Raw genomic sequence first — 15,093 nt, forward strand, 5'->3', positions numbered from 1 at the left:
CGGGGGCCGCGGCCCTTGTGGCCGTCGCGCCGCTGATCGGCGTGGTGATGGCAGCGCTGGCTGAAGGATCGGCGGCGATCGCGGCGCGCGATGTCGCGCGCTATGCCGCGACGTCGGCACTGCTCGCGCTGATCGTCGGCGCGACCACCGCGGTCGCCGGCACGATCGCCGCCTGGCTGGTGGTGATGCATGAGTTTCCCGGGCGCCGCTGGTTCGCCTGGGCGCTGGCGCTGCCGCTGGCGGCGCCCGCCTTCGTGCTGGCCTATGCCTATGCCAGCCTGTTCGATGTCGGGGGGCCGTTGCGCTTTGCGCTGCGCGACGGCTTCGGCTTCGACCTGCCGATCGAGATGCACAATATGGCGGGCGCCGCCTTCGTCTTCACCTGCGCCTTCTACCCCTATGTCTATCTGGCGATGCGCGCCGCCTTCCTCGCGCAGCCGCTCGACGCGCTGGAGGCGGCACGCACGCTCGGCGCCTCGCCGATGAGCAGCTTTCGCGCCGTGGCGCTGCCCGTCGCGCGCCCGGCGCTCGCCGCCGGTGTCGCGCTGGCGGTGATGGAGACGCTCGCCGACTATGGCGCCGCGCAATTCCTCAGCGTCCAGACGCTCACCACCGGCGTGGTGCGCGCCTGGTCGGTCTATGGATCGACCGCCAGCGCCGCCCGCTTCGCGCTGCCGCTGCTCGCCGCCGCCGCGCTGCTGCTGTGGGTTGAGCGGGCTGCGCGCCGCGGCCGGTCGCACCAGGGCGGCCGCGCGCGCTGGCGGCCGCTGCCCAGGCATTGCCTCACCGGCCTCAAGGCCGCCGCCGCGACCGGCTTCTGCGCGCTGCTGCTGACCGCCGGCCTCTTGCTGCCGGTCGGCTGGATGCTGTGGAACGCCATCGACATCACCCCTGAGGTCGATCGGCTGATCCGCGCCGGGCTGCACAGTCTGCTGCTCGGTGGAATCGCCGCGGTGGTGACGGTGGGCCTCGCCACCGCGCTGGCAATCGGCGCGCGCAACTGGCCGGCGGCGGTGCGCGTCGCCAGTCTCGGCTATGCGACGCCGGGCGCGGCGATGGCGCTTGGGCTGCTCGTGCCCGCCGCCTTGCTGTGGCGGCACACGCCCGCCGGATCGAGCCTCGTCGCCGGCATCGCGCTCCTCGTCTACGCCTATGCCGCGCGCCTGATGGCGGCGGCGCTGGAGCCGATCGACGCCGGGCTGCAGCGCGTTTCGCCCGCGATGATCGACGCGGCGCGCACGCTCGGCCGCGGCGAGATGGCGACCGCCGCTGCGGTGCAAGTGCCGGTGGCGCGCGGGGCGATGCTGACCGCGATGCTGATCATCTTCATCGACGTGCTGAAGGAGCTTCCCGCCACGCTGATCCTGCGGCCGTTCAACTTTGAGACGCTGGCGGTGATGGCGAGCAATTATGCGCTCGACGAGCGGCTCGCCCAGGCCGGCTGGCCGTCGCTCGCCATCCTTGCGCTGTCGCTGCCGGCGGTGATGTGGCTGACCCGCCGCATTGCCTTGTCGCGCCCCGGCCATGTAGCGCAGCCCGCATGACCGCCGCGCTCACCGTTCAGTCCGTGTCGAAACAATATGGCGCGGTTGCCGCCGTCGATGCGGTGTCGCTGACCATCGAGGCCGGGCGCGTGACTTGTCTGCTCGGCCCCTCGGGCTGCGGCAAGAGCACGCTGCTCCGCCTGATCGCAGGGCTCGAGCCGGTCGATGCCGGCGCGATCGTCAGCGGCGGCCGGACGCTGTCGGCGACCGGTGCCACCGTTGCGCCCGAAGCGCGGCGCGTCGGGCTGGTGTTCCAGGACTATGCGCTGTTTCCGCACCTCGATGTCGCGGCCAACATCGGCTTCGGCCTGGCCGATCTTCCCGCCGCCGCGCGGCGCGACCGTGTGGCGGCGCTGCTCGACCATCTGCAGATCGCGCACCGCGCCACTGCCTATCCGCACACCCTGTCCGGCGGCGAGCAGCAGCGCGTGGCGATCGCCCGGGCACTAGCGCGCGAGCCCGCCGTTCTGCTGATGGACGAGCCCTTCTCCGGCCTCGACGCGCATCTGCGCGGCGCACTGCGCGACAGCGTGTTCGACATGCTGCGCGCGAGCGGTACGGCAGTGCTGTGCGTTACGCATGATGCCGACGACGCCATGCGCATGGCCGACCAGCTGGTGCTGATGGCGGGCGGGCGCGTGCTGCAGCAGGGCACACCCGAACATTGTTATCGCGAGCCCGCGTCGGTCGCCGCAGCCCGGCTGCTCGGCGAGGCCAATGTCATCGCCGGCGTGGCAAAGGATGGCGTGCTGTCGACGCCGATCGGAAGCTTCCCGTCGCCCGCCGGCGCGACCGCCGTCATCGTGCGGCCGCAGCATCTTCGCGTCGGCGCCGGAAAGGCGAACGCGACGATCCTGTCATCGCGCTTCGTCGGCGCGACGTTCGCCGTCGAGCTCGATGCCGCCGGTCAGCGCCTCATGATGTGGACCGGGCAGCCCCGCGGCGCGGCCGGCGACGCGATCGCCGTCGAAGCGCCGGCCGACATGGTACGCCTTCTGCCCGCCTAGGGTGCGTTCGAAGATCCTGCTGCCTTGCAGCGAGCGACGAACTCGGCGGTGAGGCCGCGCCGCGCCGCTGCCCGTGCCACCGCGGGTTCGGCATCGCCGTGAAACATGCGGGTGAGCCCGGTCGGCGCCAGCATCAGCGGCTGTGCCACCGCCCGCCAAACAGCCGTGTCGCGGTGCTGCGACACATCGACGAGAATGTCGGGCACCAGTTCATAGTCGGCGAACGCGTCGCTGTTCCGGCGAAGTGTCACCTCGTCGTCGGCGCCGCCGTCGATATAGTTGAAGATCGGCCGCGGCAGCAGGCGGCGCAGGTCGGCGATGTTGCAGGCGCGGTCGAGCGCTCCCTTCGCGCTATCCGCGCGTCGCCTCGGCGAAGGCTAGCAGCCGCCGGGCCTCGGCGACGTGCAGCACCTCGACCATGCGGCCGTTGTAGGTGGTGACGCCTTTGCCTTCCGCCTGGCCTGCCTCAAACGCGGCGATCAGCCCCTCGGCCTCCGCAATGGCCGCGGGGTCGGGCGAATAGGCACGGTTGGCAGCCTCGATCTGGTTGGGATGAACGAGCGTCTTGCCGTCGAAGCCCATCGCCGCGCCCTGCTTGCAAGCTATGTCGAGCGCGTCGAGATCGGGGATGTCGGCATGGATGCCGTCTAGCGCGACGATGCCGGCAGCGCGCGCGGCGACCAACATGCGCTGCAACGCGTACATCAGTTCCAGCCGGTCCCGCCCCGGCTTGGCACGCAGATCCTTGGCGAAGTCGGCCATGCCGGCGATCAGCGCGGTGACGCCCTCGACCGCGGCGATGCGCTCGACCGCGATCAGCGATTTCGGCGATTCGATCATCGCCCAGACCGGGATACCGTAGGCGAGCCGCACCGCTTCCACCGCCTGCGCTTCGCTATCGACCTTCGGCACGACGATCGCGTTGGGCCGCGCGGCGACAGCGGCGGCGAAATCGTCGGCCATCCAGGGGGTGCCGAAGCCGTTGACGCGGATCGCCAGCTCGCGGCGCCCGAAGCCGCCCTCGCGCACCGCCGCCACCGCCGCGGCGCGCGCCGCTTCCTTCGCATCGGGTGCGACCGCATCCTCGAGATCGAGGATCACCGCGTCGCAACCGAGGCTGCGCGCCTTTTCCAGCGCGCGCGGGTTCGATGCCGGCATGTACAGCACCGAACGGCGCGGACGGTCGGGCAGGGTCATGGCTCAGCGGCTCCGGTTTCAACCGGCGTCAGGCATAAAGCCCCGCCGCCGCCAACGCCATGCCGAAGCTAGGCGCGCATCCCCGCCAGCCGCTGGGCGATGATCGCATCGGCATCGGCCATGATGCGGTCAAGCAACTGCTTCACCGTCGGCACGTCCTGAATGAGGCCCTGCACCATGCCGGCCGACCAGATGCCATGTTCGATGTCGCCGGTCTGCAGCCCCTCGCGGCCGCGCACGCCTTTCACCAGGTCGGCGACCTCGGCGAAGGGCTTGCCTTCCTTCTCGGCGGCGACCACCGCCTGGCTGATGCCGTTGCGCGCGACGCGGGCGGTGTTGCGGTAGCTGCGGAAAATAAGGTCGGTGGCGCGCTCGTCGTTCGCCACCATCGCCTGCTTGAACGCGTCGTGGATCGGCGCCTCGACCGTCGCGCAGAAGCGGGTGCCCATGTTGATGCCGTCGGCGCCCAAAGCCAGCGCCGCGACAAGGCCGCGCCCGTCGCCGAAGCCGCCCGAGGCGAGGATCGGGATCTTCACCTGGTTGGCGGCGGCCGGAATGAGGATCAGGCCGGGGATGTCGTCCTCGCCCGGATGGCCGGCGCATTCGAAGCCGTCGATCGAGATGGCGTCGACGCCCTTGCGCTCGGCGGACAGCGCGTGGCGAACGCTGGTGCATTTGTGGAGGATGACGGCGCCCGCCGGCTTCACGATCTCCCAGATCTCCGACACCGCCGGGGTGCCTGCCGTCTCGACGATCTTGACGCCGCCGTCCACGATGGCCTGCGCATAGCCCTTGTAGTCGGGCGGGTTGATCGTCGGGAACACGGTGACGTTCACGCCGAACGGCTTGTCGGTCATCGCCTTGCAGCGCTCGATCTCGTCGCGCAGCGCCTGCGGGCTCGGCTGCGTCAGCGCGGTGAGGATGCCAAGGCCGCCGGCGTTCGACACGGCGGAGGCGAGTTCGGCGGTGCCGACCCACTGCATGCCGCCCTGAACGATCGGATGCTCGATGCCGAGCAGATCGGTGATGCGCGTTTTCATGATGCCCTCTCCCTCTCCCGCCCCTTATCTCCCGCGGCGTCGACCAATTGGTACAGCCAAGAAAGAGAGGTGAGAGCCGGATGCATCCATGTTGACCGCCACTCGATACAATGTGATAGCGTATAGTACGCAAAGGAATGTACGCATGCGCCCCCTATCGCCTCATTCAAAATTTGGTTTTCTAATCCACGACATCTCGCGCATGCGGCGCACGTTCTTCGACCAGGCGTTGAAGCCGCTGGGACTGACGCGCGCGCAGTGGGGCATGATCGACAATATTTCGCGGCACCCTGAGGAAGGCATGGCCCAGACCGAGCTGGCAAAGCTGCTCGAGACCGGCAAGGTCAGTGTCGGCGGTCTGATCGACCGGCTCGAAGAGTCGGGCCTGGTCTACCGCCAACCCGACAAGACGGATCGCCGGGTCAAGCGGGTGTTCATCACCGACAAGGGCTACGAGGTGCTCGAACGCGTCAAGCATGTCGCCGATGACCTCGACGCCATGCTTTTCGATGACGTCTCCACCGATGAGATGAACGCCGCCGCCGATGTGCTGCTTCGCGTGAAGAACAATGTCCGCGCCGCGCTGAAGGAAGCACCGGCCGTCCAGCCGCTCGGCGCACACGACGAGCGCCGGGGACGTGCTTCGACTGTCGCATAGATGATCCGGTTCGTGCCCGGCGACCACCGGCTCGCCGCATTGCTCGCCGATGCGAGCACGGTGCTGGTGCAAGGCTGTACCGGCGCCTCCGATCTGCTGGCCGCCGAGGTGATGAGCGCGGGCGACGCGATCGGCGCCGTCGGCTTCACGGGCATTCAGCTCCCTGGCGTCAACCGCGCCAGCTGGCTCGCCAATCCGCGCTGCCGCTTTACCACCTATTTCATGACACCTGAGCTGAAGGCCGCGGGCGCGCAGGTCGTGTTCCTGCCGATCAACTACAGCGCGATCCTCGACCGGCTGCGCCGCACCAAGATCGACGCCGCGATCTTTCAGGTGTCGCCGCCCGACGCGACCGGCCTGTGCAGCTTCGGCCCCACCGTCGATTTCCTCGCCGAGCTGTGGCCGCAGGTCGGCGTGCGCATCGCGCAGATCAACCCGAACCTGCCGCGCACCGCCGGGCCGACCGGCATTCCGCTGCGCGAAATCCACTACGCCGTCGAGGCCGCGACGCCGATCGTCGAGGCGCCCGATCCCGCGCCCGACCCGGTCAGCACCGCCATCGCTGCACACCTCGCACCCTTCGTCGGCGACGGCGCGACGTTGCAAGCGGGCCTGGGCAAGCTGCCCGGCACCATTCTGCGCTCGCTCGCCGACCGGCGGCGGCTGCGCGTCCATTCGGGGCTGATCGGCGATGGCGTGCTCGACTTGCTCGAAGCGGGCGCCATCGAAGGGGGCGCGCACATCACCGCTGGTGTCGCTGTGGGATCGACGCGGCTCTACGACGCGCTGCCGGGCAGCGGGATCGTCTTCCGGCCGGTGTCCTATACCCACGCGTTGCCGGTGCTGGCGGCGCTCCCCAATTTTGTCGCGATCAACTCGGCGCTCGATGTCGACCTGTTCGGCCAGGCCTATGCCGAGGTCGGCCCCGGCGGTTGGGCCTCGGGCACCGGCGGCGCGGGCGACTTCGCGCGCGGCGCGCTGGCAGCAGGCGGCTTGCGCGTCGTCACCCTGCCGTCGACCGCCAAGGGCAGCAGCCGCATCATCGTGCCCGGCGCCGGTCGCGGGCCGGTGTCGCTGGGGCGCGCCGATATCGACATCGTCGTCACCGAGCATGGTGCCGCCGACCTGCGTGGCAGGAGTTACGACGACCGCGCCGCGGCGCTGATCACCATTGCCGCCCCCGATCATCGCGAGGAGCTCGCTCGCGCCTGGCGCGACGAGCCGGGGCGCTTCTGAGCCCCCTTCAATGCCAGTTGCCGCGCTTCGGCGAAGCCGCCTTACTGGCCGCGACGCCGCTGGCCACAGGAGAATGACATGAAGCAATTGTTCGACGTGCGCGGCAAGGTCGTGCTGGTCACCGGCGGCAGCCGCGGCATCGGCGAGATGATCGCGCGCGGTTTCGTCGAAAACGGCGCCACCGTCTACATCTCGTCGCGCAAGGCCGAGGTCTGCGACAGCCTCGCCGAGGAGCTGTCGGCCTACGGCGCCTGCCATTCGCTGCCCGCCGATGTTGGCAGCCTGGCCGGCATCGAGGCGCTGGCGGCGGCGCTCACCGCGCGCGAGAGCAAGCTCGACGTACTGGTCAACAACGCCGGCGCCGCCTGGGGCGCGCCGATCGACGACTATCCCGAGGACGGCTGGGACAAGGTGGTCGACCTCAACATGAAGGCGCCGTTCTTCATGACGCAGAAGCTGCTGCCACTGCTGCGCCAATCGGCGAAAGCCGATGCTCCGGCGCGCGTCATCAACATCGCCTCGGTCAACGGCATCGAGCCGCCGGCGCTCGAAACCTACGCCTATTCCTCGTCGAAGGCCGGCTGCATCATGCTGACCCGGCACATGGCGAAACGGCTGGCCGCCGAGCATATCCTCGTCAATGCCATCGCGCCCGGTCCTTTTCCCAGCCAGATGATGGCGGCGACGCTGGCGAAGCATGGCGACGCCATCCGCGCGCAGAACCCGCTCGGCCGCACCGGCGAGCCCGAGGATATCGCCGGCGTGGCAATCTTCCTCGCGTCGCGCGCGGGCAGCTACACGACCGGCGCCACCATCCCTTGCGACGGCGGTTCTGCCGAGGTCTGAGCCCTGCGCAACACGCATTGAAAGAAGGGCTGTTAAAGCTCCCGCGACGCCGGCCGTTACTGAACCCGTACCGAGTTTCATACCTCACCGAAGGGATCAGACCATGACCGTCATCAACACCAATACCGCTGCGCTGCGGGCCCAGAACGGGAGCCGCGTCGCGAACAAGGAACTGGGCACGGCGATGGAGCGCCTGTCGACCGGCAAGCGCATCAACTCGGCGAAGGACGACGCCGCCGGCCTCGCCATCGCCTCCTCGATGACCTCGCAGATCCGCGGCATGAGCCAGGCGATCCGCAACTCGAACGACGGCATCTCGCTGGCGCAGACAGCTGAAGGCGCGCTCGGCGAAGTGTCGAACATGCTGCAGCGGGTTCGCGAGCTGGCCGTCCAGTCTTCGTCGGGCACCTACAGCACCACCGACCGCGCCAACCTCGACGCCGAAGTCGATGAGCTGCGCCTCCAGATCGACGACGTGCTGACCAACACCAAGTTCAACGGCGTCACGCTGTTCAGCAAGACCGCGGCAAACGTCACCGTCGACGTGCAGACAGGTTCGGCGTCGACCGACAAGGTCACGCTGACGGTGAAGGGCATCCTCGCCACCAACCTGACGGCGACCGGCTTCGACGTGAACACGGCCGCCCTTGCCGGCACGACGATCACCAACGTCGACGGGCTGCTCGATGCGGTCAACAGCACCCGCGCCACGCTCGGCGCCGGCCAGAGCCGCCTGGAGTCGGTGGTCAACAACCTGACCAACAACGTCACCAACCTTTCCGACGCCCGCTCGCGGATTGAAGACGCCGACTTCTCGTCGGAGACGACCAAGCTGGCGAAGGCGCAGGTGCTCAGCCAGGCCTCGACGGCGATGCTCGCCCAGGCCAACCAGAGCGCCCAGGGCGTGATGAGCCTGCTCCGCTAAGCGGCGCACCTCTCTCCCGCTTTTCAGCCCCGCCGTGGCAACACGGCGGGGCTTCCCTTTGTTTACGTTGACGCGCCCCGATTGACCTGATTTATGTCAATAAAGTTCACGAGTTTCCGGGGTGGGGATGCGAATCAGCCAAGCGATCGCGAAAGCGGCGCGCATATCCGCCGCTCGGCTCGCTACCGTCGACGAGACGGGACAGCGCCGCTGGGGCGAAACGGGCAACCGCATCGCCCGCCTCGCCGCCGCGCTGACGGCGAAGGGATTGACCCCCGGCGACCGCGTCGCCGTCCTCGCCAACAACAGCACCGCCTTTTTCGAAATCTGGTTCGCCATTCCCTGGGCCGCCGGCGTGACCGTGCCGCTCAATACCCGGCTGGCGCTGCCGGAGCTCGCGTTCCAGCTGCAGGATGCCGGCGTCGGCCTGCTGCTGTTCAGCGCCGAATATGAGACAACCGCGCAGGCGTTGCTCGCCGAAGGCGCAGTATCGGCGATCGTGGCGCTGGACGGCCACGCCGAGGGCAGCGTCAGCGCGCTGATCGAGGCCGCCGCGCCGATCGCCGAAGTGGCGGCGCCAACCGACCTCGCCGGCATCTTCTACACCGGCGGCACCACCGGCCTGCCCAAGGGGGTGATGCTCAGCCACGGCAACCTCACCGCGATGGCGTCGAACCTGCTCGCACATATCGATTTCCGCGAGGGCGACGTGCTGTTCCACGCCGCGCCGATGTTCCACCTCGCCGATATCGGCACCCTGTTCGGCACGATGGCGGGCGGCACGCACGTCTTTCGCCGGCAGCTCGACGCCGACCAGATGCTCGACGACTTCGCCGCATATGGCGTGACGCATTGCTTCACCGTGCCGACGATCATCGAACGCATGGTGTCGTCGCCACGCTCGCAGGGCCGCAGCTTCGAGGCGCTGCGCATTCTCGGCTATGGCGGCGCGCCGATGACCTCGGGGTCGCAGGCGGCGGCGCGCGCGCGCTTCCCCAACGCCGGCTTCTGCCAGGGCTATGGCCAGACCGAGTTTCCCGCCGCCACCATCCTGACGCCTGAAGATCATGCGTCGGGCGACGCGGCGAAGCTCGGCAGCTGCGGGCGGACCTGCTTCGGCTATGACATCCGCATCGTCGACGAGAGCGGCGCCGAATGCCCGGCGGGCGAGGTCGGCGAGATCGTCGGGCGCGGCGACAACGTGATGATGGGATACTGGAACCGGCCCGAGGAGACCGCCGACGTGCTGCGCGGCGGCTGGATCCACACCCGCGACGCCGGCCGCATGGACGCGAACGGCTACATCACCATCACCGACCGGCTGAAGGACATGATCGTGTCGGCGGCGGAGAATGTCTATTCGATCGAGGTCGAGAATGCGCTGAGCTGGCATCCGGCGGTGGCCGAGGTGGCGGTGGTCGGCGTGCCCGATGCCGAATGGGGCGAGCGGGTGCATGCGATCATCACGCTGGCCGATGGTGCCGCGCCGCCCGACACGGCCGAACTCGCCGATTTCTGCCGCCAGCGCATTGCCCGCTACAAGGTGCCGAAGAGCTTCGATTTCCGGCGCGAGCCGTTGCCGCGGTCGGCGGCGGGCAAGATCCTGAAGCGCGAGCTGCGCGCCGAGGCCGTTGCCGCCGAGGGCTAACTTCGGTTGGCGATGATCGCGCGCTCGACCGCGCCGCGCCCGAACCACAGGATGATCGCGGCGAGCGTCAGCGCCACCGTCGACACCGTTGCCAGCGAGGCCGGCAGCGCGCCGAATACATGGTCGCTGAGCAGGCCGATGACCAGCGGCCCGAGGCCCATGCCGAGGATGGTGACGACCAGCAGGTAGATCGCCATCGCGCGGCCGCGCATCGACGGCGGCGCGAGCAGTTGCACCGTCGTCGCCTGCAGCCCGCCGAGGATCGACGACAGGAAGGTGCCGAGGCCGAGGAGGATCACCACCTGTCGCGCATCCTCCGACAGATAAGCGGCGCCGAGCGCGAGAATCTGCGGCGGCAGGGTCGCCAGCACCAGCAGGATCGGCGCATGCGCATAGCCGCGCCGCGCCAGCCGGTCGGAGAGCGCACCGCCGGTCAATACGCCGGCGAGGCCGCAAACGCCGACGATGACGGCAAGCGCGAGGCCGATCTCGCCCGGCGCCATGCCATGTTCGCGCGCCAGCAGCGCCGGCGCCCAGAGCAACGGGATATAGGCGGAGATCACCGAGCAGCCGTAGCCGACGAACACGGTCGAGAAGGCCGCCGCCTGCCGGCGCATCGTGGCGATGACTTCGCCGAGCCCCGGCACGTCTTCGCGGCGGGTACTGCGCGGCGCTTCGCGCATCGTGGTCAGCAGCAACAGCGCCAGCGGCAAACCGAGCAGCCCGACCAGCAGCATCGCCAGCCGCCAGCCTTCGAGCAGCCCCCAGCCGGGAATGGCGACGCTGGTCCGCGCCGCCCATTCGGCGATCATGCCGCCGAAGCCCATTGCGATACCGCCGCCGAGCACCACGCCCGACGAATAGATCGAGATCGCAAAGCCCAGCCGTTCGGGCGGAAAGCGATCGGCGATCGTCGACAGCGCGGCGGGCGACAAGGTCGCCTCGCCGACGCCGACCAACGCGCGCATCAACAGCAACCCGCCAAAGCCGGCGACGAGGCCGCTGCCCGCGGTGGCGAGGCTCCAGCCGACCAGCCCCAGCACGATCAGGTTGCGCCGGTTGGTACGGTCGGCCGCCGACCCGAACGGAATACCGAGGATCGTGTAGAACAGCACGAAGCCGAAGCCGACGAGCAGCCCGATCTGCGTGTCGCCAAGGCCGAACTCGGTGCGGATCGGCTCGACGAGCAGGCTGATCAGCACGCGGTCGAGAAACGACAGCATGTAGGCGACCATCAGCAGGATGACGACGTAATAGCTGTAGCCGAGCGCCGGGCGCTCGCCGGAAACCGAGCTCAAAACGCCGCCTTTAGCCAATCGCCAAACAGCCGCACGCCTTCCTTCGCCTTGTCCGGCTGGCCGATCAGATAATGTTCGGCGCCGGGGATGACATGATGCGTCTGTGGTGACCGCTTCGCCGCCGCCATCAGCCGCGCGGCATGGCTCGGCGTGCAGGCATCGTCGGCGCCATGCTCGATCACCAGCAACGGCACGCTGACCCGCGCGGCGCAGCGAATGCCATCGGCGTTGCTGTCGTCGTACGACCATTGCGACAGCCAGCTGCGCAAGGTCGAGAAGCGCGCGAGGCCGGTCGGGCCGTCGTTGGCCTGCCGCGGATCGCCGAGCATGCACCAGTTGGGCTTGCGCTCGCTCGGCTCCAGGGTCGCGTCGATGAAGCGCGGGTCGGCCATGGTGCCGTGCGTGGTGAAGCCGCGCTCGTCACCGGGGTGCGGCCCCGACTCGATCTTCGCGAGCTCGGCCTTCGCCCAGGCAGTGATGCGCCGGTTGCGGGCGATCTGCGCCTCGCGATAGCGGGCGACGAACGCCGCATCATAGGGCGGCTGCGCCGGATTGGCGGGATCGTAGATGTTGAGCGACGGCTCGCGGTCGAACGGCCGGCTCTCGTCGGTGATCGACGGGTCGATCCATTCGGTGAGTGTGCGGTTGCGCGACAGATGCGCGGCGAGCAGCGCGATGCCGTCAGCCTTCACCAGTCCTGCCTCTACGAGATTGACCGGATCGCCGGCGGGCGTCGCGGTAACGCGTGGGTCCTCCGCTTCCGCTTGATAGAACAGCGACAGTGCGCCGCCGCCCGACCAGCCGCCGAGGATGACGCGGTCATAGCCGAGCCGCTCCTTCGCGTCGCGGATCGCCGCGCCGAAATCGAGCGCGCATTTTTCCATAATCAGCGCGGTGTCGTTCCCGCGATAGCGGGTGTTGGCATAGATGACGTGGATGCCCGCCTTCGCCAGTGCAAGCGGCAGCGGCAGCCAGGCGCCGCCGCCGATCGGGTGGGAGAAGATCACCACCGTGTCCGACGGCGTGTCGGGCTTCAGATGGAGGCATTCGATAGCGACCCGGCCGGGCACGCCGCCATAGGTGTCCTTGAAGGTCGCGCGTTCCTCGAACACCACGAGGTAGGGGATTTTCTCGACCGCCACGTCAGTGCGCCTTCACCGGCCAGCGGCTGCCGCAATTCCTGAGCGAGTCCGCGCCGAACATCTCTTCCTTCATCGCGCGAGTCCGCTCGTTCCAGGCGGCCATCACATCGTCGAGATGCGCGCTTTCCGCTGCCATGATTTTCGCATGGTCGGGGGTGCGACTGGTGATCTCCACCTGGATGCCGTTCGGGTCGTACATGTAGACGGACTCGACGAAGCCATGGTCGATCGGGCCGTAGCATTTGACGCCCATCGCGTTGATGCGCGCCTGCATTGCCAGCATGTCGTCCTTCGACGCCGCCTCGATGGCGATGTGCATGTCGAAGCTGTTCTTGGCATCGAACCAGTTGGCGTCAGCGTCGAACGGCGAGTCGAAGAAGGCGACGTAGTTGCCGTCGCCCAGCTCGAAGAAGATGTGCATGTAGGGCGTCTCGGCGTTGGTGCCCGGCACGGTGTCGATGACCAGCCCGGCCGCGGCCTTCAGCCCTAGCACCTCTTCATAGAACCAGCGCGTCTGTGCCGCATCGCGGCACCGAAAGGCGTTGTGGTGAATCCCGCGAAGGGGCACCGCCGGCGGCGTATCGGCCATGGCATCTCTCCCGCTAACCCTGTTCCGGGCGTTGGCCGGATTGAACGCCGCGATCCGTTGATTGTCAAATATATTTACGAAAATCGTATCACGATCATCGTCAAATATATTGACATAATTCTTGCGCGAGCGACAATCCGGGCAAAAGCATTGGGGAGTGAGCGAGATGAGCGAACCGCTGGCCGACCGCCGTATTCCGGCAGGCGACGACTATCTCTCCGCCGCCGAGCTGGCGGCGCTGACGCCTGATGAGCTGGTCCGCCGGATGGCGACGCTGAAACCGCTCGTCGCCGAACATGCCGAGGAAGCGGAGCGGCTGCGCCGGCCGGTCGATGCGGTGTGGAACGCGATCCGCGCCAGCGGCTATTTCTACACCTATGTGCCGAAGCGCTTCGGCGGGCTCGAGTTTGATCCCGATACCTATATCAGCGCGACGCTCGCCATCGCCACGGCCTGCCCGTCGACCGCCTGGGCGGCCTGCTTCGCTGCCGAGCATAACTGGCTGATCGCGCAACTGCCCGAGGCGACGCAGGCCGAGATCTGGGGCCGCTTCCCCTATGTCATCGCGCCGAGCTGCGCCTCGCCGCCGGGCCGCGCCGAGCCGGTCGAGGGCGGCTTCCGCCTGACCGGGCGCTGGAAATGGGGATCGGGCGTGATGCACGCCGACTGGGTTATGCTGAACGCGATGGTGCCGGTGCCCGAAGGCTCGCCACCCGACGTGCGCATGTTCATCCTGCCCGCCGCCGACGCGCGCGTCATCGACACCTGGCAGATGGCGGGCATGGCCGCGACCGGCAGCAACGACATCGCCGTCACCGACCATTTCGTCGCTGAAGATTATGGCTTCAAGGTCGGGCCGGTGCGCTCGGGCCGCGGCAATGGCCGCGCCATCTATGGCCACGGCCTCTACGGCTCGCCGATGCTGCCCAACCTCTGCGTCACCGCTTCGCTCCCGGCCTTAGGCGCGGCGCGCGGCGCCATCGAGCTGTGCCGCGAACGGCTGATGAGCCATGTGAAGATGGGCAACGCCTCGACCTCGGTCGACAAGCCGGCGGCGCAGATGCGGCTGGCGCGCGCCGACATCCTAGCCCGCTCGGCCGAGCTTGCCATCCGATCGGTCGCCCGCGAGAACATCGCCGTCGGCGCGCTCGACGAACCGGAGCAGACCATCGAGCGCATCCGCCTGCGCGCGCAGGTCGCCTTCGCTGTGCAGCAATGCGTGGAAGCCGTGCGCACCTGCTGCGAGGCGGTGGGGTCGAGCGTCCACAGCCTGTCGAACCCGCTGCAGCGCATGCTGCGCGACGTGCAGGTAATGCAGAGCCATATCGTCTACGACCAGGACGTCGCGACCGAGCTTCACGGCCGCGCGCTCGTCGGCCTGCCGCCCAATTCGGCGCTGCTCTAGCCGGACTTGGCAAGCCCCGCCTTCGGAGCGCATAGCACGGCGATGAGCGATACACCTTTCCAGCGCTCGGACTATCTGATCGTGCCGCTGCTCCGCGGTTTCGAATGGTTCGACGAAAGCCTGCAGCGCAGCCTCGTCGCCAGCGGCCAGCCCACGCTGACCCGGCCGGAATCGATGGTGATGATGCACGTGCAGATGGGCATCGTGCGCCCCGCCGACATCGCGCGCAGCCTGCGCATCACGCGGCAGGCGGTGCATTCGACGATCAATTCGCTGATCGAGCGCGATATCTTCGCGCTGGAGGACGACCCCGCCGACGGCCGGGTAAAGCAGGTGGTTCTGACCGCGCGCGGCAACGCCATGCGCGCCGATGCCAAACAGATCGTCGACCAGCTGACCGACGAGCTGACCCGGCGGGTCGGCAAGCGCGCCGTCCAGGCGCTGCGCGACGCGTTCGTCGCCGATTGGGGAACGCCGATAACGATCAAGCTGCGCGGCGACTAGAGCGGGATGATTTTCCTCTGAATCGAATTTGGATTCCCTCAGTGGGCTTGTTGT

Annotated in this window: 15 protein-coding genes; 9 read left to right on the top strand and 6 right to left on the bottom strand. The window is 68.5% G+C overall.

Annotation, left to right across the window (positions count from 1 at the left end; translation table 11 throughout):
* The first annotated feature begins 17 nt into the window (after window positions 1-17).
* Both ACFOMD_RS10520 and ACFOMD_RS10525 read left to right on the top strand, forming a co-directional pair.
* Window positions 18-1,544: an ABC transporter permease gene (locus ACFOMD_RS10520; RefSeq protein WP_380860994.1), complete on the top strand. Its 1,527-nt coding sequence runs from the start codon at window positions 18-20 to the stop codon at window positions 1,542-1,544.
* Window positions 1,541-2,551 (top strand): ABC transporter ATP-binding protein, encoded by a 1,011-nt coding sequence (locus ACFOMD_RS10525; protein ID WP_380860997.1) that lies wholly within the window; start codon window positions 1,541-1,543, stop codon window positions 2,549-2,551. Before ACFOMD_RS10520 ends, ACFOMD_RS10525 begins: the two co-directional genes overlap by 4 nt.
* Here ACFOMD_RS10525 and ACFOMD_RS10530 read toward each other — a convergent pair.
* From ACFOMD_RS10530 to ACFOMD_RS10540, 3 genes are all read right to left on the bottom strand, one after another.
* Window positions 2,548-2,871: an alpha-hydroxy-acid oxidizing protein gene (locus tag ACFOMD_RS10530; RefSeq protein ID WP_380861046.1), complete on the bottom strand. Its 324-nt coding sequence runs from the start codon at window positions 2,869-2,871 to the stop codon at window positions 2,548-2,550. The two genes, ACFOMD_RS10525 and ACFOMD_RS10530, sit on opposite strands and share 4 nt — an antisense overlap.
* A gap of 31 nt (window positions 2,872-2,902) precedes the next feature.
* Complete coding sequence (locus ACFOMD_RS10535) at window positions 2,903-3,748, bottom strand: HpcH/HpaI aldolase/citrate lyase family protein (protein WP_380861000.1); 846 nt, start codon at window positions 3,746-3,748, stop codon at window positions 2,903-2,905.
* Window positions 3,749-3,816: 68 nt separating this feature from the next.
* The gene (locus tag ACFOMD_RS10540) at window positions 3,817-4,788 is read right to left on the bottom strand and encodes an NAD(P)H-dependent flavin oxidoreductase (RefSeq protein ID WP_380861003.1); all 972 of its coding nucleotides are present in this window, start codon (window positions 4,786-4,788) and stop codon (window positions 3,817-3,819) included.
* Window positions 4,789-4,990: 202 nt separating this feature from the next.
* On the opposite strand from ACFOMD_RS10540, the gene ACFOMD_RS10545 reads away from it, so the two are divergent.
* The 5 genes from ACFOMD_RS10545 to ACFOMD_RS10565 all read left to right on the top strand — a co-directional run bounded on the left by ACFOMD_RS10545 (window position 4,991) and on the right by ACFOMD_RS10565 (window position 10,101).
* A complete protein-coding gene (locus ACFOMD_RS10545; RefSeq protein WP_380861006.1) occupies window positions 4,991-5,446 on the top strand; it encodes a MarR family winged helix-turn-helix transcriptional regulator in 456 nt (151 codons plus the stop codon).
* Window positions 5,447-6,682, top strand: a complete 1,236-nt coding sequence (locus ACFOMD_RS10550; protein WP_380861009.1) for an acetyl-CoA hydrolase/transferase family protein — start codon at window positions 5,447-5,449, stop codon at window positions 6,680-6,682.
* 78 nt (window positions 6,683-6,760) lie between these two features.
* A complete protein-coding gene (locus ACFOMD_RS10555) occupies window positions 6,761-7,528 on the top strand; it encodes an SDR family oxidoreductase (RefSeq protein ID WP_380861012.1) in 768 nt (255 codons plus the stop codon).
* A gap of 103 nt (window positions 7,529-7,631) precedes the next feature.
* Window positions 7,632-8,453, top strand: a complete 822-nt coding sequence (locus ACFOMD_RS10560) for a flagellin N-terminal helical domain-containing protein (RefSeq protein ID WP_380861015.1) — start codon at window positions 7,632-7,634, stop codon at window positions 8,451-8,453.
* 127 nt (window positions 8,454-8,580) lie between these two features.
* Window positions 8,581-10,101: an AMP-binding protein gene (locus ACFOMD_RS10565; protein ID WP_380861018.1), complete on the top strand. Its 1,521-nt coding sequence runs from the start codon at window positions 8,581-8,583 to the stop codon at window positions 10,099-10,101.
* On the opposite strand, the gene ACFOMD_RS10570 is transcribed toward ACFOMD_RS10565, so the two are convergent.
* Genes ACFOMD_RS10570 through ACFOMD_RS10580 form a run of 3 tightly spaced genes read right to left on the bottom strand, consistent with a single transcriptional unit; the run spans window position 10,098 to window position 13,130 of the window.
* Window positions 10,098-11,399 carry an MFS transporter gene (locus ACFOMD_RS10570; protein ID WP_380861021.1) on the bottom strand — a complete coding sequence of 434 codons (1,302 nt, stop codon included), beginning with the start codon at window positions 11,397-11,399 and terminating at the stop codon, window positions 10,098-10,100. The two genes, ACFOMD_RS10565 and ACFOMD_RS10570, sit on opposite strands and share 4 nt — an antisense overlap.
* Window positions 11,396-12,541, bottom strand: a complete 1,146-nt coding sequence (locus ACFOMD_RS10575) for an alpha/beta hydrolase (RefSeq protein ID WP_380861024.1) — start codon at window positions 12,539-12,541, stop codon at window positions 11,396-11,398. Before ACFOMD_RS10575 ends, ACFOMD_RS10570 begins: the two co-directional genes overlap by 4 nt.
* Window position 12,542: 1 nt before the next feature.
* Window positions 12,543-13,130, bottom strand: coding sequence for a VOC family protein (locus ACFOMD_RS10580; RefSeq protein ID WP_380861027.1), 588 nt, complete (start codon window positions 13,128-13,130; stop codon window positions 12,543-12,545).
* A 166-nt stretch (window positions 13,131-13,296) separates the two neighbouring features.
* Between ACFOMD_RS10580 and ACFOMD_RS10585 the strand changes: the two genes are divergently transcribed.
* Together ACFOMD_RS10585 and ACFOMD_RS10590 are read left to right on the top strand one after the other, a co-directional pair.
* Entirely contained in the window at window positions 13,297-14,535 is a 1,239-nt protein-coding gene (locus tag ACFOMD_RS10585; protein WP_380861030.1) for an acyl-CoA dehydrogenase family protein, read from the top strand.
* Between the two features lie 42 nt (window positions 14,536-14,577).
* Complete coding sequence (locus tag ACFOMD_RS10590) at window positions 14,578-15,039, top strand: MarR family winged helix-turn-helix transcriptional regulator (RefSeq protein WP_380861033.1); 462 nt, start codon at window positions 14,578-14,580, stop codon at window positions 15,037-15,039.
* The last annotated feature ends 54 nt before the right edge of the window (window positions 15,040-15,093 follow it).

The sequence above is a fragment of the Sphingoaurantiacus capsulatus genome (assembly GCF_042648405.1).
GTDB lineage: Bacteria > Pseudomonadota > Alphaproteobacteria > Sphingomonadales > Sphingomonadaceae > Sphingoaurantiacus > Sphingoaurantiacus capsulatus.

Coding starts and splice junctions, on each gene's coding strand:
- ACFOMD_RS10525 (WP_380860997.1), top strand. CDS start 1,541: ATGACCGCCGCGCTCACCGTTCAGTCCGTGTCGAAACAATATGGCGCG.
- ACFOMD_RS10535 (WP_380861000.1), bottom strand. CDS start 3,748: ATGACCCTGCCCGACCGTCCGCGCCGTTCGGTGCTGTACATGCCGGCA.
- ACFOMD_RS10540 (WP_380861003.1), bottom strand. CDS start 4,788: ATGAAAACGCGCATCACCGATCTGCTCGGCATCGAGCATCCGATCGTT.
- ACFOMD_RS10545 (WP_380861006.1), top strand. CDS start 4,991: ATGCGGCGCACGTTCTTCGACCAGGCGTTGAAGCCGCTGGGACTGACG.
- ACFOMD_RS10550 (WP_380861009.1), top strand. CDS start 5,447: ATGATCCGGTTCGTGCCCGGCGACCACCGGCTCGCCGCATTGCTCGCC.
- ACFOMD_RS10555 (WP_380861012.1), top strand. CDS start 6,761: ATGAAGCAATTGTTCGACGTGCGCGGCAAGGTCGTGCTGGTCACCGGC.
- ACFOMD_RS10560 (WP_380861015.1), top strand. CDS start 7,632: ATGACCGTCATCAACACCAATACCGCTGCGCTGCGGGCCCAGAACGGG.
- ACFOMD_RS10565 (WP_380861018.1), top strand. CDS start 8,581: ATGCGAATCAGCCAAGCGATCGCGAAAGCGGCGCGCATATCCGCCGCT.
- ACFOMD_RS10580 (WP_380861027.1), bottom strand. CDS start 13,130: ATGGCCGATACGCCGCCGGCGGTGCCCCTTCGCGGGATTCACCACAAC.
- ACFOMD_RS10585 (WP_380861030.1), top strand. CDS start 13,297: ATGAGCGAACCGCTGGCCGACCGCCGTATTCCGGCAGGCGACGACTAT.
- ACFOMD_RS10590 (WP_380861033.1), top strand. CDS start 14,578: ATGAGCGATACACCTTTCCAGCGCTCGGACTATCTGATCGTGCCGCTG.